A 17,448-nucleotide genomic window follows, 5' to 3' on the forward strand; every position below is an offset into this window, starting at 1 on the left:
ACTAGGGTCTTGCGACAGGTGGGCTGCCCCTCCCCGGCCAAATCCCGTGCGAAGGAGACTGTTCGATGAGCGCGAAGCGCTACCGCTTGTGGAGCCCCCTCGGGCTTATGTTCCTCAGCTGTGCCGTACTCGCGCAGGACTTCGACGCCGATCCCCCGACGCCTTGCCTCGGCGTGAACGTACGCGACTTGCAAGACGTGATCTTTGGGAACGCGGCTGGGAGTTGGGAGTACGAGGGCGTCAAAAATGGCGTGCCGGTGGTTAACGTAAACCGTGGGTCACCGGCGGCGTTGATTGGCCTGCGCATTGGTGACTTCATCGTCTCAATGGACGGCCGAGCCATTTACCTGGCCGGCGAGCTCGTGTCGCGCGTGCGGGAGTTGCAGATCGGCGAGCGCGTAGAGATCGAGATCTACCGGCGCGGAGAGTTCCTGCGCGCCCGGGGGGTTTTGGGCAAGTTGGTCGGAGACCTGTGCCAACCCGCAGCGGCGCCACGCCCGCGCAGCCAGTAAATCCACTCTGGGGGTTTGACCCGGTCGCCTCAGCTAGGTCGCTGACCGTGCAGAAACGCGAGCACCGCTGCTTCCACCTTGGCAGGTTGCTCCGGCAGTAGGGCGTGGCCTGCCCGCTCCACTTCCACCAAACGTGCGCGCGCGCCAAGGCTATCGCGTAGCGAACGGCCGTTTTCCGGGGGTGCCATTCGGTCGTCAAGCCCCTGCACGATCAACACCTGCACCTCGCCGCGCGGTAGCCACCAATCCTCGAGCGACGCGCGGCCGGCGGCCGTCGCCTGGCCACGCGCCGTCTCCAGCCACCATCCGTCGGCCCACGCGCTGGGGTCACCCGCCGGTGAGAAGTTGGCCTGCGCCACCTCGCTCAAAAAGGCGTCTGGCGCTAAGGGCGTAGAGACGAAGCGACGGAAGGCGTCCACGGCTTCCTCCACCGGTGGCACCTTTCCGCCAGCCGCCAGCAAGATCAGCGAACGCACCCGGTCGGGGTGATCGGCTTGCACACAGCGCGCGACTCGATTGCCGAAGGCGTGACCGATCACGTGCGCGCGTTCGATGGCGAGCGCATCCAACGCGGCCACCGCATCGTCTGCCAGGCTATGCAAAGTGAGGTGTTCGAAGGTGGCCTTGTCGCTATGACCTATTCCGCGAGGGTCTAGTGCCAAGGTGCGAAAGCCCTCGCGAGTCAATGCTTCGACGAGCCCATCGAAGTCACCGCGACCGCGGCCGAGGGATGGCAGCAGCAGGACGGCATCATCCCCTACGCCACGCGCATCGACTTCGAGCTCAACTAGCGTTGGCGATGGTACGGAGTAACGGTGAACGCCCATGAGGCTTCTCCTCGAACACGTTTTCGCTGATTGAGTTGTGCGCTGCGCTACGAGCGGCCTTGTGATGAACCTCACAGTGTCCGCGCCGCGGCAACGCTAGTCTCTAGTAACATCGCACAGGCACACCAAGGGACTCAGGGCAATTGGAAGACCAAAGCAAGGAAGAAACGGTGTTTGATTTCACGCCCAACGGCCACGCCTGCCGCACTGTCGGTAGCGCGCGCGATGGGTGGTCTGCCTACACGCGCTGGCTTAGGGCCCTAAAGGTCGAGCATCGCAAGGGGCCGCGTTCCGTGTACTCCTTATCGGTAGAGCAAAAGAAAGCGTTAGGTGATGAGAGTGCCTAGCGGCTAGGCCTGATCAGCGATTAGTCCCTCCACTCGCGCTAGGCGCTCGTGCAGCTCGGCTTCGTCCACGCCGATGACCGTGCAATGGCCCAGCTTGCGCCCCGGGCGAGCCGACTTGCCGTAGTCGTGCAGGTTGGCGCCTGGTATAGCCAGCACCTTATCCGGGGCGGGCATGGTGCCGATGAAGTTGACCATGGCGCTCGGACAGCGCAAGGCGACGCTGCCCAAAGGTAGGTCGGCGACGGCCCGGATATGGTTCTCGAATTGGCTGGTAATTGCCCCCTCGATAGTCCAATGGCCTGAGTTATGCACTCGCGGTGCCATCTCATTGGCGAGCGGCTGCCCATCCTTGACGAAGTACTCTATCGTCAGTACGCCCACGTAGTCGAAGCGGGTCATTACCCGCTCTAGCTGCTCCCGAGCGGTTACCTCTAGCGCTGGGTCTACGGGAGCCGGAGCGATCGACGTACGTAAGATGCCATCGCGATGCTTGTTCAGGCTTAGGGGGTAGGTCAGGATCTCGCCCTGCCTACTGCGCACGCCGACGATGGACACCTCGCCATCGAAGGGAACGAACTGCTCCGCGAGCAAGGGCACGCCGCGCAAGGCTTGCCAGGCCGGCTCGATGTCGTCGATTTCCCTCAGCACCCGCTGGCCGCGGCCGTCGTAGCCGAGGCGACGCGTTTTTAGCACCAGGGGTAAGCCGAGCTCACTCACGGCATCGAACAGCTCGTCGAGCTCATTCACCGGGCGGTAGCCTGCCACCGAGATTCCAAGCTCGTCGAACAGTGTTTTCTCGTTCAGGCGATCCTGGCAGGTCTCGAGTGCGTCGACGGGAGGGTAGAGGTGCGGGGCCGCCACCTGGCGAAGCACGGGGGCCGGCACATTCTCCAAATCGAAGGTGAGCACGTCGACCCGGCCTGCCATAGCCCTGAGGCGTTCGGGATCGCCGTAGTTGCCGAGCATCATAGGCGCGACCTGGCCGCCGCTCGTGCGTTCGTTGGGGTCTAGGATCAGGAACTCTTGGCCCAGCGAATAGCCGGCAAGCACCATCATTCGGGCGAGCTGACCGCCGCCGACGATTCCTATTTTCATGGGTCAGTCCGCGGGGGGTGGTTGGCTGGGATCTGGGTCAGCAAGCACGCGTTCGGTCTGCTGACGACGGAACGCAGTGAGCGCTGTATGCACTTCGTCATCCTCGTTGGCGAGGATGGCGGCGGCTAGCAAAGCGGCGTTTTGGGCGCCGGCTGGGCCGATGGCGAGCGTGCCGACGGGGATGCCCTTAGGCATTTGCACGATGGAGAGTAAGGAGTCGATTCCTGCCAAGGCCTTCGACATCACCGGCACTGCCAACACCGGCAGCTCGGTTTTCGCGGCGGCCATGCCAGGTAGATGGGCAGCGCCGCCCGCTCCGGCGATGATCACCTTGAGTCCGCGCCCGCGCGCCTGCTCGCAGTACTTGAAAAGTAAGTCCGGTGTGCGGTGGGCGGAGACCACACGGCTCTCGTGGGCCACGCCGAGGGCGCTCAGCGTCTCGCTGGCCGATCGCATGGTCTCCCAGTCGGAGCGCGATCCCATGATGATGCCTACTCGTGCTTGCATCGTTTGAAGTGTAGCACCAGCAATGGGCGTCTCAGGCAGGGGGGCGCTCTCGTCCTGTTCTGGCGCTGGCGGTGTGATGCGCTCGCGCAGGTGGCGGAAGAGGGCTCGGGCAGACCGCGGTGGAAGGTGCGCTTCACGCTCTTGTCGTGCTTGGCGCACAAAATGCCGCAAGGGCGCCCGCTCGAGGTGAGGGAAGCTCGCTAGGAGTTCGTCGATCGCCACGTCACCCTCGGCTAGAAGACGGTCGCGCCAGTGCTCAAGGGTGTGGAAATGCTGGGTCTGCCCGTTCGCTTCACGCTCCAGTTGGGCGAGGGCCTCACGGATCGGTTCGTGGTCGGCGCGGCGCATCAACTTGCCGAGATACTGGCGCTGGCGACGTAGCGCGCCATGGGAGGTGATGCGTCGCGTCGCCCGAATTGCGTCGTAGAGTTTTTCCGGCAGCGGGATGCGTGCCAGCTGCTCGTCGGAAAGCTCCACCAGCGACACGGCGAGCGCCTGCAGCGCCTGCGCGTCCCGTTTGCGCTGCGACTTGCTAGGTCCGTCGTCGTGCTCAAGGTCCTCCATGGGTAGAATCCTACCGGTCCGCATCGTTGGGAAGAACCGTATGAACGAAACCGCCCTGGCTGTCACGCAACCGTCGGCGGATGCCGATGAGTTGCAGCGGGTCGTCGAACGAGTCCTGCAGATGGCGGTTGCGCGTGGCGCCTCGCAAGCAGAGGCCGCTGCCAGCGCCGGCGCCGGCTTAGGTGTGACCGTCCGGCTCGGGGAGGTGGAGACCCTCGAGCAAACTCGCGACCGCGGTGTCGCGGTGACGGTTTACTTCGGCCAACGCAAGGCCACCGCCAGCACCGCCGACTTCGCCGACGCGGCCTTGGAAGACACGGTGGGCAAGGCGTGCAGCATCGCTGGGTTCACCGCTGAGGACCCGTGTGCGGGGCTGGCCGATCGAGAGTTGATGGCTGTCGAGTCCCCTGATCTAGGCCTCGATCACCCCTGGTCCCTCGAGCCGGATGCGGCGATCGAGCTGGCTCGGCGCTGCGAGGCGGCTGCCCTGGAGGCGGACGATCGAGTCGACAACTCCGAAGGAGGGTCCGTGCACACGAGCCGCGGCTGCCGCGTTTACGGCAACAGCTGGGGGTTTGTCGGCAGCGGAACCAGCACTCGCCACTCGCTCAGCTGCAGCGTGCTCGCGAGCAGTGACGGCAACATGGAGCGGGACTACTGGTACTCGGTGGCGCGGGCGCCGGAACACTTGGAGTCGCCGGAAGCTGTGGGGCTCAGGGCGGCGCAGCGCACGCTCCGCCGCCTGGGGGCCCGCAAGATCGCCACCACCAAGGCGCCGGTGCTGCTGCCGCCAGAGCACGCGCGCGGTTTGATCGGCTCGTTCCTCGGCGCCCTTCGGGGCGGCGCCCAGTACCGCGAAGCATCGTTTCTACTCGACGCTGCGGGCGAGCAGGTGTTCCCCGCCTTCGTGCAGATGATGGAGCGGCCTCACCTACCGGGCGCCTTGGCCAGCGCAAGCTTCGATCAAGAGGGCGTCGCTACTCGCGATCGAGACTTGCTTAGCGATGGGGTGGTGATGGGCTACCTGCTCTCCAGCTATTCCGCACGTAAGCTGGGATTGCACACTACAGGCCACTGCGGTGGCGCGTGGAACACCCTGGTTCCAGCGGCTACCGCTGAGGGAGAGGAGCTCGACTTCGAGGCGCTCCTGGCGCGTATGGATCGTGGTTTCTTGGTGACCGAGCTAATCGGTCAGGGTGTCAACATGGTGACCGGGGACTACTCGCGAGGTGCCGCCGGCTTCTGGGTGGAAGGTGGGGAGCTTCGCTACCCCGTGCACGAGGTCACTATCGCCGGCAACCTGCGCGCAATGTTCTCAGGGCTCCAGGCAATTGGTACGGATGTGGATCGTCGCGGCGCCGTGCACTGCGGCTCAATCCTGCTCGATGAGATGACGATCGCCGGCGACTGAGGCGGGTCATCAGCCCATGAGCAATTCGAGGGCTCGCCGGTAGCGTGCCACTGTGCCCTCGATCACCTCCGCGGGTAGAGATGGTGCTGGCGGCGAACGATCCCACGCCAAGGTCGAGAGGTAGTCGCGAACGAACTGCTTGTCGAAGCTAGGTGGGCTGCTTCCCACAGCGTACTTCTCAGCGGGCCAGAAGCGCGAGGAGTCCGGCGTGAGGGCCTCGTCGATCAAGATGAGGTCATCTCCATCCATGGCGAATTCGAATTTGGTGTCCGCGATGATGATGCCTCGGGTGGCCGCGTACTGGGCGGCGAACTGGTAGAGGCTGATCGACGCCTCGCGGACCCGCGCTGCCACGTCCCCCCCCACCAACGCGGTGCACTGCGCGAAGCTGATGTTCTCATCGTGATCGCCGACCGCCGCCTTCGTCGCTGGAGTGAACAGGGGTTCTGGCAACTGCTGCGCCTGGCGCATGCCCGGCGCCAAGGCGATGCCGCACACCTCGCCCGTCCGCTGATAGTCCAGCCACCCAGACCCTAGCAGGTAGCCGCGCACGACGGCTTCGATGGGCAAGGGTTTCAGGCGACGCACGAGCATTGCCCGCGAGCTGTAGACTCCGGCCCCATGGTGCGCCAGAAGGTCATCGAGGCCATCGCGCAGGAGGTGGTTGGGCACGATGTGCTGAGTGCGGTCGAACCAGAAGCCCGCGATACCGTTCAGCACCTCGCCCTTTCCGGGGATCGGGTCTGGTAGCACCACGTCAAAGGCGGATAGTCGATCACTGACCACGATCAGCAGGCGGTTCTCGTCCACGGCGTAGACGTCGCGAACCTTGCCGCGGGCGATCAACTCGAGGCCGCCGATGTCGGATTCATAAACGCAGGGCGCGGGGGATTCGGCTGACATGGGTACTTTGCTCGGCAGTGGGGCGGCGCGTCGGTGTGCGATCGCAGAGTATGCCATTGGTGCCGCCATCGGCAGCCCCTACTGAAATCGTGGGGCCAGGGCCGCTAAAATTGCGGGTGCGCAAGTGTAAGGTTTCTCGATGAACCAAGTGCTATGGGGAAAATTTGCTGGCGGCGTGCTGGGCTTCATGGCCGGGCAGTGGCTGGGTGCGATCGTCGGCGTGGTCGTCGGGCACCAGTTCGACGTCGGCCTCTCGCGCCACCGGCTCGGTCGGACCGAGGGCGATCAGGATGTGCGCGAAGTTCAGTTCGAGTTCTTCACGGCCACCTTCTGGATGATGGGGCACACGGCTAAGGCCGACGGTCGCGTGTCCGAGCAGGAGATCCGCGTCGCCCGGGAAGTCATGCAGCGAATGCAGCTAAACGAAGAGCAGACCCGCTCCGCAATCACGCTGTTCAATGAAGGCAAGCACCCAGACTTCGATGCACCGGCGACCCTGCGTCGCTTTCACGGCAAGTGCCGCCACCACCCCGATCTGCTGCGCACCTTCATGGAGATTCAGATTCAGGTCACCCTCGCTGACGGGGAGCTCAGTGAGGACCAACGATCGGTGCTGAACCGAGCAGCGAGCAGCTTGGGTATCTCGCGTGCGGAGCTGTCTCGGCTCGAGGCGCTGGTCCGTCGCCATGGCACCGCTCGGGCGGTGCAGATCACGCCGACGGAGCGCTTGCAGCAGTCCTACCGGCTGCTCGGCGTGGATCGCGATGCGAGCGACAGTGCGGTGAAGAAGGCTTATCGGCGGCTGATGAATCAGCATCACCCGGATAAGTTGGTTGGGAGGGATATGCCGGAGGATATGGTGCGTTTGGCGGAGGAGCGTACGCGGCAGATTCGCGAGGCATACGACCTAATCCGCTCCTCCCGCTCCTGAGGAGTCTCAGGGGGTGCAGCTGCGCGTTGGGGTGGGGAGGGGAGTGTTCACCCAGTCGGTCTACGCTCCGCCTTCTAGCCTCCACCCCGACGCAAAGCTGCACCCCCAGAGACACCTTCAGGCGTCCACTTCCAGGTTCGGCGCATCGCGGCGTTCACGCCTGGTGGCCTCGCTGCGCACGCCTGGGGGCGGTGATATTGGAACTTGGGGGATGGATTGATGGGGTTTGTGATTGCGCCTTCTATTTTGTCGGCTGACCTTGCCCGTTTGGGGGAGGAGGTCGCAGCGGTGTTGGCGGCTGGGGCGGATGTGGTGCACTTCGACGTGATGGACAGTCACTACGTGCCGAATCTGACATTTGGGCCGGAGATTGCTCGGGCCTTAAGAGGCTACGGGATTACGGCGCCTTTGGACGTACACCTGATGTGTCGGCCCGTGGATCGGTTGATCGGCGAGTTCGCTGCTGCGGGGGCCGATTGGATCTCGATCCATCCGGAGGGCACGGACCATCTGGATCGCAGCCTAGGCTTGATTCGCGAGTGTGGGGCGAAGGCGGGGGTGGCGCTCAATCCGGCCACGCCGATCGAATGGTTGGATCACGTGATGGATCGCGTCGATCTAATTCTGGTGATGTCCGTGAACCCTGGGTTCGGTGGGCAGAGCTTCCTGCCTTCAGCGCTCCCGAAGATTCGCGCCCTCGCATCGCGCATAGCGGATGTGGACCATCCGATTCGCTTGCAAGTGGACGGCGGGGTCAAGGTGAACAACATCGCCGAGGTCGCAGCGGCGGGCGCCGATGCCTTCGTGGCGGGGTCTGCGATCTTCGGTGCGGATGATTACGCTGCGACGATCAGTGCCATGCGCGAAGCACTAGCAGCTGGGGCAGAGGGCACCTGAGGGTGGTGCCAACCCGAGGTGCGCGACGTCACGCCGCGCACCTCGCAGACTGCTGCCAATCAGCGGGCGATGGGCTCGGCCGGCTGCTGATTGCGCATGTTGTAGACCACGATGGTCTTGCCGCTGGCGGTGATCAAGCCCTGCTCCTCAAGCACCTTCAGCACTCGGCCGGCCATCTCGCGAGAGCAGCCGACTAGACGCGCGAGCTCCTGACGGCTGACCTTGATCTGCACGCCGAAGTTGTCCGGGTGGCCTAAGGCATCGGGCTCACCACACAGATCCATTAGGGCGTGGGCGATGCGACCGGTCACGTCCACAAAGGCGAGGTCGCCAAGCTTGCGGTTGGTGCGATCCAAGCGGCTGGCGAGCTGCGTGGCCAGTTCGAACACAAGGCCTGGGCTCTCGCTGGCGATTTGCCGGAAGCGCGGGTAGGTCATCTCGGCGATCTCACAGGCGCGACGGGTGCGCACCCAGGCGGAGCGGGCGGGCTGCTCGTAGAACAGGCCCATCTCGCCGAAGAACTGTCCCTTGTTGAGATAGGCGAGGACCATCTCGTTGCCGTCCTCATCTTCGATCATCACTTCGACGGAGCCGTCTACGATGTAGTAGAGGGTGTCGGGGACGTCGCCGGCATGGATCACGACCGTCTTCGACGGTACGGTGCGGATTCGGCAATAGCTCAAGAAGCGGTTGATCGCCGGAATGTCGCTTAAGGGCTTGGCGGGGTTCGCAAGGTTTTCCATCGGTGGCCTCTCGGACGCTGGCTGAAAACGTGCGGTAGCTCTCGCCCGGCACGTGCCCGGGGTTGCTGCTGCCTGGTTTGCGGAAGTGGAACACGGCGAGCCGTGTTGCCACCTGACCGACCTCGCGGCCGGCTTACGTTGCCTAGTATCGGCCGCCCTGCCGGTTACTGAAGGTTCCGTCACACCTGACGCCCGATGAATGTGAACCGGGCACGCCGTTCCCCCAAACGGCTAGGCAGCTGCGATACTCCATGCGCCAAGGGAAGCGCGTCATCGCGTCGACGATTAGACGTAATTGATCGAGCCCGCGTCGTGACGCGGGTCTCATTTGATCGAGAGATCGGCAAGCGTTAGCGACGTGTTGTGTGCTTCGCGTCAGATCCAGTACGCGGCGCGCGTCATCACCTTGGCGACGTGGCGCATGACGCCACGAACTGCTGAAGGTAGCTCGCTACCGCCTGCAGCCATCGCTGCCGCGCCGTGACGCACCTCATCCGCTTGCATTTGCTCGAGAATGGCGCGACTTCGGGTGTCGCCCGCCGGTAAGCGGGCGAGATGTTCGGTGAGATGCTCCTCGACCTGTCGTTCGGTCTCCGCGACGAAACCGAGGCTCCAGCGGTCGCCGCTCGCGCCCGCAGTAGCGCCGATCGCCAAGGACCCGAGGTACCAAAAGGGCGTGAGCGCGCTGGTGGCACCGCCGAGTTCTTGCAGTCGGACTTCGCACCACTCTAGGTGGTCTCGTTCCTCGTCGCCGGCCGCCATCATATGGGCGCGGGTCTGCGGGTCGCGCGCCGTCGCCGCCTGACCTTGGTAGAGAGCCTGGGCCGCGACTTCGCCCGCGTGATTGACGCGCATGAGGCGGATCGCGAGCTCGCGCTCGCGCTCGGATAGCTCGAACGACTCATCGATGGGCTCGCCTTTTGGGACGGGGCGACCGGTGGTCTGCGGCGGTATGTCCACGGTGCCCGTTTTGGGCCCTGCGACCTGGCGCAGGAAACGGTCACCGAGAACCAGCAGACGATCGGACAAGGTCAGATTCGCGCGCATCCCGCGATTGTAAAGGGTCGTTGACCGGACGGGCATAGGCGACATTTCGCTGGTATGATGCGCCGCCACACGGCTGCAGCACGCACCGTGCCGCCGAACACGATTACTACGAGGAACTTCTCATGGGACGCTTCAGCGCGCACCAGTCTAGTTTTTTGCGCCGTCGCGCGGCGCCAGTCCTTACCTGTCTCCTAGCCGGCGTACTCTCCCTTGGCGCGCAGGCGCAGGATGAGGAAGAGAAGGGCTTCTCGGGCACGGCCAAGCTCGGTTTCGCGGCGACCACCGGAAACGCAGATACCTCCAGCCTGACCGTGGGCCTGGGCACTGTGTACGCGGCGGGCAACTGGCGCCACGAGTTCACCGCCAACGCTCTGCGCGCTACGGCAGAAGATCAGGACACGGGGGAGACCGACACGACCGCCGAACGGTACCAGGCCGGCTACCAGGCGAACTGGGATATCACCGATCGCAGCTACATCTTCGGCCGGGTCAACTTCGATCGCGACCTCTTCAGCGGTTTCGAGCGCCAGATCACCGAGACGGTGGGTTACGGTCGCACGTTCATCGATAATGGCACGCACCTCCTGTCCGGCGAGATCGGCGGCGGTGCCACGCAGCAGAAGCGTAACGACGGCACGGACTTCAACCAGGCGATCGCGCGCGCGGCTGCGCTCTACACCTGGAATTTCACCGAGTCTAGCTCCTTCAACCAGCGTTTCTCTGTGGAGAGCGGCAGCGAGAACACGTTGTTCGAGTCCATCACCGAGGTGAAGGCGACGCTGATCGGCAATGTGGCGTTGGGCCTCTCCTACACCCTGCGCAACAACTCCGATGTGCCCGAGGGCTCGGCTTCGACCGATACCTTCACGGCGATCACGCTACAGTACGACTTCTAAGTCGCCTGTCGGCAGGCATCGCAGGCGAAGACTCGCTCGCCTGCGGGTCCGGTGGTATCGGCCTTGTCAGCAGCCAAACCCGGACCTATACTTGCCGGCTCCTTACCACCCAGCCATCCCGGTATCACCGCAGATGATGAAAATGACGGTTTCCGCCAAGCCCGCTGAGGTGCGACGCGACTGGTTTCTGGTCGACGCCACCGACAAGACGCTCGGCCGTCTCGCCACCGAGATTGCCAGCCGTTTGCGCGGCAAGCACAAGCCTATCTACACCCCGCACGTGGACACGGGTGACTACATCGTGGTGGTCAACGCGGAGAAGATCCGCGTCACCGGCAACAAGGCCAGCGACAAGATGTATCACCACCACACGGGGTATATCGGCGGCCTGAAGACGCGCAACTTCAACCAGATGATCGAGCGCTCGCCGGAGCGCGTGCTCGAGATCGCGGTGAAGGGCATGCTGCCCAAGGGGCCCCTAGGCCGGCAGATGTACCGCAAGCTGAAGGTTTTCGCCGGCAGCGAACACAAGCACGAAGCCCAGCAGCCCCAGCCGCTGGACATCTGAGCGACGGCGAGAGCTATTAGCGAATGAACATGCAGAGCAACTACTACGGCACCGGCCGCCGCAAAACCTCCACCGCGCGTGTCTTCGTGCGTCCGGGCACCGGCGAGTTCACCATCAACCGCGTGCCTCTGGAGCGCTTCTTCGGTCGTGAGACCGCGCGCATGATCGTCATGCAGCCATTGGAGCTCACTGAGCTCGTGGGCCGCTTCGATGTCACCGTCACCGTCACGGGCGGCGGCACCACGGGCCAGGCCGGCGCTATTCGCCACGGTCTCACCCGCGCGCTCATGCAGTACGACGATCAGTTGCGCTCTCCCCTACGTAAGGCCGGCTACGTGACGCGCGACGCCCGCGAGGTGGAGCGCAAAAAGGTCGGTCTGCGCAAGGCTCGCCGCGCTACCCAATTCTCGAAGCGCTGATCGTTATTCGGCGCCTCGGTTCCACCTACTGGGGGATCGTCTAGTGGTAGGACTACGGACTCTGACTCCGTCAACCTAGGTTCGAATCCTAGTCCCCCAGCCAACACCAAACGCCCCCGCTCGTCGGGGGCGTTTTTGTCTATGCCTTGCCAAATTGGCAAGCATCTTCGTCAGGCGCCCGTCACCGCGATTTTTGCCGGCCTTGGTAGTCTATGTTGGAGGCCGTCGAGTCTTCCATCAACATGTTGAGCACCTAGCCAAGCGAGCATGTTGCATGAGTGGTGTCGGTGGCGAGATCGGGGCAGGCCGCGCTGGGCACTATCTCCAGCGCGAGTTTCAGAGCGCCGGGTGCCTCGACGGCATCTGGCACTGGGATCTACGCCAGCCCGAACACGATGGATGAGTCGCAGCTTCTGGGAGACCTTAGGCTATGACCGGAGTGAAAGCCGCATCTGTCTTCAGCCTGGCAGGGCATCATCAACTCGGATGTTCTCCAGGTGGACTTGGAGAACGCCAAGGGCCACTTCGACGACCCTGCTCACCCCTACGACCAAATCGTCCGCCACCGTCACGCGAAGGGCCACACCGTTTGGATACGTTGTCGGGGTCTCGCCGTACGCGACGGCGAGGGACGACCCCTGCGGATGCTCGCCGCGCACCCCGACGTGACCCAGCTCAAGCAGGCCGAGGAAGACATCAGGGCGCGTTCCCGAGAGCTGGATTTGATTCTGGAGCACATGCCGGCCCGGATCTGGCTGAAGGATGATGCGAATAAGATCATTCGCTGCAACTGGGCGGCGGCGAACTCGATGGGTTTCGAGGACGCAGAAAGCCTGCGCGGGAGCGATACCTACGAGCTGTTTCCCACCATGGCGAAGAAGTACCACGATGACGACCTCGCCATCACCGACTAGGGGGGAGGCAAGGCTCAACATCCAGGAGCGCTACATGCCGCGAGATGGGGCGAGCGCCTGGATCAGCACCGATAAGGTGCCTATGGAGACGGAGGGTGGTTAACGCCGCCTGCTCGTGATGTCGACGGACGCGACCGAGCGTATCGCGCGAGAGCGACGCCTCTCGCAGCTCAACGAAAGCCTGCGTGACTTCACCCACATCGCCGCCCATGACCTCCAGGCACCCTTACGCCAGGTGGCGGTGCTGACGGAGATCCTCGAGGAGGAGTTGGGGCAGAACGCAGAGCAAGTCAGCGAGGATGTGCAGGACGTAGTCCGCGGCATATCCACGGGCGTGCGTCGTATGCGGGGGCTCGTGAGCAGCTTGCACCAGCTTTCCAAGCTCGAGTCCATCGCCATCGAGCGGCAGCTCTGCGATCTGCAAAAAGTGGTGGTGGAGGGGCGGGCGCTCGCGTCCCTCGCCTTGGACGAGACGAATGCGAAGGTGGTGGTGGATTCGCTGCCGAGTGTGCACGGTTCGGCGGAACTGCTGGCTCAGCTATTCCAGAACCTGTTCTCAAATGCCTGCAAGTACGCCGGTGACTCACCACCGAAGGTTCGTATCTGGTCCGAGGTGAAGCATGAGCGGGGGTGGATTTGGTCCACTTCGAAGTCCGCGGAGTGGGTATACCGGTCAAGAGCCACGAACGGGTGTTCGAGTCCTTTCATCGGCTTCATCACAGGGAAGACATCGAGGGCACCGGTATCGGCCTGTCTATCGGCCGCCGTATCGTACAAACCCACGATGGTAAGCTGACGGTTGATCCGGCCTACTCGAACGGGGTGCGCGTCACGATCGCCTTGCCCTTGTCCGTTCCCGGAGGTGCCTCATGAAGGTTTCGTATTGGCGGTCGATGACGATGTCATGGATCGCAAGCTGATCGATCGTGCTCTGAGGCAGTCGGGTTATGACGTGCAGATCGGCTCGGTGCGCGATGGCGTCGAGGCGTTGAAGAAGCCTCGTGCGGGGCCGCGCCCTGACCTGCTCGAGTCCGTGAAGCGCGACGAGGCGTTGAGTTCCATCCGCGCGATCATCGTCTCCACCTCGGACGACGTGAGCGACATTGCGGATTGCTATCAGCTGCGAGCCAACGCGTACGTGACAATACCGGACTGCGCTGCAGGTTATCCTGATCTCGGGCGCAGTCTCATGAGCTTTTGGTTCGGTAGCGCCCGCCTGCCGCACTAGTCTTACGGTCCGCTGATCGTAAACGGTGGTCACAGGCTCTCCGCGGCTTTGGCATCTGCGCACCGACGCGCTACGCTACCCCCTTCGGTGTCGAAATCTCTTACGGCCAGCGTCGCCGGCGCATCTCGCGTCTGGGGCGTTTCATTAGGTAGCACCATGGGCGTCGTCGAAATCTTCCTCAAGCACGCACGGATGAAGACGGTGCCGAACCGCACCACGGTCATCCATGCTGGCGCGACACCTGACGCGCTCTACTACGTGGTGAAAGGCACCGTCGAAGTGATGCTCGAAGACGAGCAGGGCGGCGAGATGATCCTGAGCTACCTCTCGAAGGGGCAGTTCTTTGGAGAGATGGGGCTCTTCAATCAGGAGCCGGCACGCTCGGCCTGGGTGCGCACGCGCTCGGAGTGCGAACTCGCTGAAATGAGCTATTCCCGCTTCAAGCAATTATCCGCTGATCACCCCGCCTTGCTGTTCGAGATCGCCACGCAACTCTCCGGCCGCCTCGATCGCACCAATCGCAAGGTCACGGACCTGGCCTTCATGGACGTGTCGGGCCGCATCGCCAAAGCCCTGATGGACTTGTCCAAGTCGCCCGATGCCATGTCCCATCCGGATCGCAATGGCATGCAGATAAAGGTCAGCCGTCAGGAGTTGGCGCGCCTGGTGGGGTGCAGCCGAGAGATGGCCGGTCGCGTGCTGAAGGGCCTGCAGGAGCAGGGTCTCATCGAGGTGAAGGGCATGCAGATCGTGGTCTACAACATGCGCAACGCGGACGCCGGCTAGACGACCTTCGCGCCGCCGACGGACCTGCCCATCGATGGCGCTCCCTTCAGATCATCCCCCTCAGATCATCCTAGAGCTCAACCACGCCCGGCACGCCGGCGTTCACGCCGTAGCTGGCGATCGTGCTAACGGCGAGGTCCGGGCTCGGCACGGTGAAGTTCGGATCGCTCACCCGTTCCACACCGCGGAAGTCCGTGCGCCATTGCTCGCGTGTCACCTCGCACACGGCGTAGCCGCGGAACAACCCATCGAAGAAGCGGATGTGCGGGTTGAACGGCAGCGTGAGCTCCACCAGCGGCACGTTCTCGTCACCGAAGCTCGACGTGATGCCGGAACATACGAACTCGGCGCCCACGATGTCGGAGTCAGCCACGTCGAAGTCCACCTTGATGTCCGCGGCCCACGAGGAGTGGATATCGCCCGTGAGCACGATCGGGTTGGCGGGCTGGGTGGCGGCGAGGAAGTCGAGTAGGCGTTGGCGAGCGCCCTGGTAGCCGTCCCAGGCGTCCGGGTTGAAGGCTCCCGGTGCACCGAGGGCTGCGCCCACGTCCCACTGCATCATCATCACCTGCTGTGCCATTACGTTCCAGATTGCGCGCGAGCGGCTGAGACCGTTGTACAACCACTGCTCCTGCTCCCCGCCGGTCATGGTGCTGTTGGGGTCGACGATCTCCGGACACACATCGATGAAGGCGGGGAAGATGTCATCGCACGGTTGGTCGTCACGGAACTGACGGGTGTCGAGGACGTGGAACTGAGCGAGATCGCCGAAGGTGAAACGACGGAAGAGCTGCAGCTCGTTGTCGTCGTTCAACGTTTGTCGCGGGCCTAACGGCATGCTTTCGCGGTACACCTGGGTAGGCGGCGGTGCGGCGCGCGCTGAAGTCCTCCGGGAGTTGGTCGTCCTCGGGGCTGAGGGCGGCGTAGTTGTTGTCCACCTCATGGTCGTCCCAGGTCACGATCCAGGGGAACGCAGCGTGGGCGTCCTGGAGGTTCTCATCGAGGCGGTACTGGGCGTAGCGGTTGCGGTAGTCGACCACCGAGGTGCATTCGGGGCCGACGTGGCGGCGCGACTCCGGCGTCGCCTCGTCCGCGGCGCCTTCGTAGATGTAGTCGCCCGTGTGCGCGACGAAGTCGAGGTCCTGATCGGCCATGTCGCGGTAGGCGGCGTAGAAGCCGGCCGTGTAGTTCTGGCACGAGGCGAGCGCGAAGCGCATCTGCTCCGGCTGTTCGAAGCGTGATGGGAAGGTGCGGGTGCGCCCGACGCGGCTGGTCTCTCCAAGTGCGCTGAAGCGATACCAGTAGAAGGTGTTGGGTGTCAGCGCCGGCACGGTCACGGACACCGCGTGACCTGCCTCCGGCAGCGCCATCACCGTGCCGCTGCGAACGACATCGCGGAAGTCCGGATCGCTTGCCACTTCGACGGTGACCTCCACCGCCGCCTCGTCCATGCCGCCGCCGTTCAAGGGATCGGGCGACAGGCGCGTCCACAAGGTGACGCGACGCGGCTGCGGATCGCCGGAGGCGACGCCGAGGGTGAATAGGGCCGATCGGCGAGAGGTGCGTGGGCTCCAGCCACCCGGGCGGGCCAGGCTGGGCAGGCTCAAGCTGCTGGCGGCGAGGACACCGCCCACCCCGCCGACGAGACGCCGGCGGATGTGATCGACTCGGGGTTTGCGTGGGGTCATTGCGTGATGCCTCCGAAGTGCGTGATGACACGACGGACAGCACGCGGCGCGGTGCCCGTCACTGCGGGCTATGGGGCATCACAGATATGAATAGTGCGTTATCGCGGTCTGACGGTTTGATGAAGCGTGGGCGAGTGAGCCTAGTGTCCTGAGTTGGAAGTTCGTTGATGAATTCGCACGCGAGTTTTTATCCCTGAGCGCGGCGCGACGACGAGCGTGGCAGGTCCCACGGGAGGAGGAGTAACGTGTTCAGGGGCAAAAAGGTGCCGCGAATTCATCAACGAACTTCTAACTCAGGACACAAGGGAAGCTCTGCACAAGTCCGCTCATCATCCCCGCGCACCAGCGGCGCGATCTCAGTGTTGCGCAAAGCTACCTATAGCGGCGGCTACAGGTAGGTTCACGCGCCTTGATCTCACGCCGCTGGATGCACAGGGCTGCCGACCGGACTTATGCAGCGCTTCCCTAACGGCGAGCCGTGTGGCGCTCGATGCCGTCCTCGGTGCCGATCAGCAGTTCATCGGCACCGCGCAGGGCGAACAGGCCGACGGTGACCACGCCGGGGATCTGGTTGAACTCGCGTTCCGCGCGTGAGGGATCGACGAGGTCGAGGCCGTGGACATCGAGGATGTGATTGCCATTGTCCGTGACGACGCCTTCTCGAAACACCGGCCTTCCGCCCGCACCCATCAGCTTGCGTGCGACGAAGCTGCGCGCCATGGGGATCACCTCGATCGGTAGGGGAAACTTCCCGAGCACGTTGACGAGCTTCGAATCGTCTGCGATGCAGACGAAGCGTTGGGCCGCTCCCGCGATGATCTTCTCGCGGGTCAGTGCACCCCCGCCGCCTTTGATCAGCTGCAGGTGTCGCGTGGCCTCGTCGGCGCCATCAACGTAGAGATCGACCGCGCCCACGGTGTTTAGATCGGACACGGTGAACCCGGCTTCGGTGAGCTTGCCGGTGGAGGCATCGGAGCTGGAGACGATCGCACGCAGCGTTGGGCGCTTCTGTGCCAACAGCTCGATGAAGTGGTTCACGGTGCTCCCGGTTCCCACGCCCAGCACGATGTCCTCCTGCAGAAACTGCAGCGATTGCTCGGCAGCGTGGCGTTTGCGTTCGTCGGCATTCATCGCGGGTGCCTCCTCGTAGCGAACCGGCAGCAAA

At 63.8% G+C, this 17,448-nt stretch carries 22 protein-coding genes, 1 tRNA gene and 1 pseudogene; 14 read left to right on the plus strand and 10 right to left on the minus strand.

All coding sequences use genetic code 11. The annotated features are described in order from the left end of the window. Window positions 1-65 precede the first annotated feature (65 nt). Entirely contained in the window at window positions 66-512 is a 447-nt protein-coding gene (locus AAGA68_08745) for a PDZ domain-containing protein (protein ID MEM9385136.1), read from the plus strand. A 29-nt stretch (window positions 513-541) separates the two neighbouring features. Here the strand turns inward: AAGA68_08745 and AAGA68_08750 are convergent, their stop codons facing one another. Next, window positions 542-1,339: an alpha/beta fold hydrolase gene (locus AAGA68_08750; GenBank protein MEM9385137.1), complete on the minus strand. Its 798-nt coding sequence runs from the start codon at window positions 1,337-1,339 to the stop codon at window positions 542-544. A gap of 170 nt (window positions 1,340-1,509) precedes the next feature. Here AAGA68_08750 and AAGA68_08755 point away from each other — a divergent pair, with 170 nt between their 5' ends. Continuing rightward, complete coding sequence (locus AAGA68_08755) at window positions 1,510-1,686, plus strand: hypothetical protein (protein ID MEM9385138.1); 177 nt, start codon at window positions 1,510-1,512, stop codon at window positions 1,684-1,686. Window positions 1,687-1,689: 3 nt separating this feature from the next. Here AAGA68_08755 and AAGA68_08760 read toward each other — a convergent pair whose 3' ends face one another. From AAGA68_08760 to yjgA, 3 genes and pseudogenes are all read right to left on the minus strand, one after another. Then, window positions 1,690-2,781: a 5-(carboxyamino)imidazole ribonucleotide synthase gene (locus AAGA68_08760; GenBank protein ID MEM9385139.1), complete on the minus strand. Its 1,092-nt coding sequence runs from the start codon at window positions 2,779-2,781 to the stop codon at window positions 1,690-1,692. Between the two features lie 3 nt (window positions 2,782-2,784). After that, window positions 2,785-3,288 carry a 5-(carboxyamino)imidazole ribonucleotide mutase gene (gene purE / locus AAGA68_08765; GenBank protein MEM9385140.1) on the minus strand — a complete coding sequence of 168 codons (504 nt, stop codon included), beginning with the start codon at window positions 3,286-3,288 and terminating at the stop codon, window positions 2,785-2,787. Window positions 3,289-3,381: 93 nt separating this feature from the next. Continuing rightward, window positions 3,382-3,876: pseudogene (yjgA, locus tag AAGA68_08770) on the minus strand (ribosome biogenesis factor YjgA). 16 nt (window positions 3,877-3,892) lie between these two features. Here yjgA and pmbA point away from each other — a divergent pair. Then, window positions 3,893-5,263, plus strand: coding sequence for a metalloprotease PmbA (gene pmbA / locus AAGA68_08775; GenBank protein ID MEM9385141.1), 1,371 nt, complete (start codon window positions 3,893-3,895; stop codon window positions 5,261-5,263). Between the two features lie 9 nt (window positions 5,264-5,272). On the opposite strand, the gene AAGA68_08780 is transcribed toward pmbA, so the two are convergent. Then, a complete protein-coding gene (locus AAGA68_08780) occupies window positions 5,273-6,166 on the minus strand; it encodes a phosphoribosylaminoimidazolesuccinocarboxamide synthase (GenBank protein ID MEM9385142.1) in 894 nt (297 codons plus the stop codon). A 139-nt stretch (window positions 6,167-6,305) separates the two neighbouring features. Between AAGA68_08780 and djlA the strand changes: the two genes are divergently transcribed. Together djlA and rpe are read left to right on the plus strand one after the other, a co-directional pair. Continuing rightward, the gene (gene djlA, locus AAGA68_08785) at window positions 6,306-7,097 is read left to right on the plus strand and encodes a co-chaperone DjlA (GenBank protein MEM9385143.1); all 792 of its coding nucleotides are present in this window, start codon (window positions 6,306-6,308) and stop codon (window positions 7,095-7,097) included. A gap of 216 nt (window positions 7,098-7,313) precedes the next feature. Next, window positions 7,314-7,994, plus strand: coding sequence for a ribulose-phosphate 3-epimerase (rpe, locus tag AAGA68_08790; GenBank protein MEM9385144.1), 681 nt, complete (start codon window positions 7,314-7,316; stop codon window positions 7,992-7,994). A 59-nt stretch (window positions 7,995-8,053) separates the two neighbouring features. On the opposite strand, the gene crp (AAGA68_08795) is transcribed toward rpe, so the two are convergent. Then, window positions 8,054-8,737, minus strand: coding sequence for a cAMP-activated global transcriptional regulator CRP (gene crp, locus AAGA68_08795; protein ID MEM9385145.1), 684 nt, complete (start codon window positions 8,735-8,737; stop codon window positions 8,054-8,056). Window positions 8,738-9,112: 375 nt separating this feature from the next. Continuing rightward, window positions 9,113-9,784: a 2-polyprenyl-3-methyl-6-methoxy-1,4-benzoquinone monooxygenase gene (gene coq7, locus AAGA68_08800; GenBank protein ID MEM9385146.1), complete on the minus strand. Its 672-nt coding sequence runs from the start codon at window positions 9,782-9,784 to the stop codon at window positions 9,113-9,115. A 122-nt stretch (window positions 9,785-9,906) separates the two neighbouring features. Here coq7 and AAGA68_08805 point away from each other — a divergent pair, with 122 nt between their 5' ends. The 9 genes from AAGA68_08805 (at window position 9,907) to crp (AAGA68_08845) (ending at window position 14,595) form a co-directional block, all read left to right on the plus strand. Further along, complete coding sequence (locus AAGA68_08805; protein ID MEM9385147.1) at window positions 9,907-10,680, plus strand: DUF481 domain-containing protein; 774 nt, start codon at window positions 9,907-9,909, stop codon at window positions 10,678-10,680. Between the two features lie 136 nt (window positions 10,681-10,816). After that, complete coding sequence (gene rplM / locus AAGA68_08810; GenBank protein MEM9385148.1) at window positions 10,817-11,248, plus strand: 50S ribosomal protein L13; 432 nt, start codon at window positions 10,817-10,819, stop codon at window positions 11,246-11,248. Window positions 11,249-11,271: 23 nt separating this feature from the next. After that, a complete protein-coding gene (gene rpsI, locus AAGA68_08815; GenBank protein ID MEM9385149.1) occupies window positions 11,272-11,667 on the plus strand; it encodes a 30S ribosomal protein S9 in 396 nt (131 codons plus the stop codon). A 29-nt stretch (window positions 11,668-11,696) separates the two neighbouring features. Next, window positions 11,697-11,770 (plus strand) — tRNA-Gln (locus AAGA68_08820). 171 nt (window positions 11,771-11,941) lie between these two features. Further along, the gene (locus AAGA68_08825) at window positions 11,942-12,070 is read left to right on the plus strand and encodes a hypothetical protein (protein MEM9385150.1); all 129 of its coding nucleotides are present in this window, start codon (window positions 11,942-11,944) and stop codon (window positions 12,068-12,070) included. A gap of 70 nt (window positions 12,071-12,140) precedes the next feature. Further along, window positions 12,141-12,581: a PAS domain-containing protein gene (locus AAGA68_08830; GenBank protein MEM9385151.1), complete on the plus strand. Its 441-nt coding sequence runs from the start codon at window positions 12,141-12,143 to the stop codon at window positions 12,579-12,581. A gap of 118 nt (window positions 12,582-12,699) precedes the next feature. Beyond that, a complete protein-coding gene (locus AAGA68_08835) occupies window positions 12,700-13,377 on the plus strand; it encodes a histidine kinase dimerization/phospho-acceptor domain-containing protein (protein ID MEM9385152.1) in 678 nt (225 codons plus the stop codon). A gap of 108 nt (window positions 13,378-13,485) precedes the next feature. Next, on the plus strand, window positions 13,486-13,809 hold the full coding sequence (locus tag AAGA68_08840) for a hypothetical protein (GenBank protein ID MEM9385153.1): 324 nt from the start codon (window positions 13,486-13,488) through the stop codon (window positions 13,807-13,809). Window positions 13,810-13,965: 156 nt separating this feature from the next. Then, window positions 13,966-14,595, plus strand: coding sequence for a cAMP-activated global transcriptional regulator CRP (crp, locus tag AAGA68_08845; GenBank protein ID MEM9385154.1), 630 nt, complete (start codon window positions 13,966-13,968; stop codon window positions 14,593-14,595). Window positions 14,596-14,665: 70 nt separating this feature from the next. Here the strand turns inward: crp (AAGA68_08845) and AAGA68_08850 are convergent, their stop codons facing one another. The 3 genes from AAGA68_08850 to rpiA all read right to left on the minus strand — a co-directional run bounded on the left by AAGA68_08850 (window position 14,666) and on the right by rpiA (window position 17,414). Continuing rightward, a complete protein-coding gene (locus AAGA68_08850) occupies window positions 14,666-15,409 on the minus strand; it encodes an alkaline phosphatase D family protein (protein MEM9385155.1) in 744 nt (247 codons plus the stop codon). Beyond that, window positions 15,318-16,283: an alkaline phosphatase D family protein gene (locus AAGA68_08855; protein ID MEM9385156.1), complete on the minus strand. Its 966-nt coding sequence runs from the start codon at window positions 16,281-16,283 to the stop codon at window positions 15,318-15,320. The genes AAGA68_08850 and AAGA68_08855 overlap by 92 nt, the downstream gene beginning before the upstream one ends. Window positions 16,284-16,748: 465 nt before the next feature. Continuing rightward, window positions 16,749-17,414 (minus strand): ribose-5-phosphate isomerase RpiA, encoded by a 666-nt coding sequence (gene rpiA / locus AAGA68_08860; protein MEM9385157.1) that lies wholly within the window; start codon window positions 17,412-17,414, stop codon window positions 16,749-16,751. Between the last annotated feature and the right edge of the window lie 34 nt (window positions 17,415-17,448).

The sequence above is a fragment of the Pseudomonadota bacterium genome (assembly GCA_039193195.1).
Lineage (GTDB): Bacteria > Pseudomonadota > Gammaproteobacteria > Steroidobacterales > JBCBZW01 > JBCBZW01.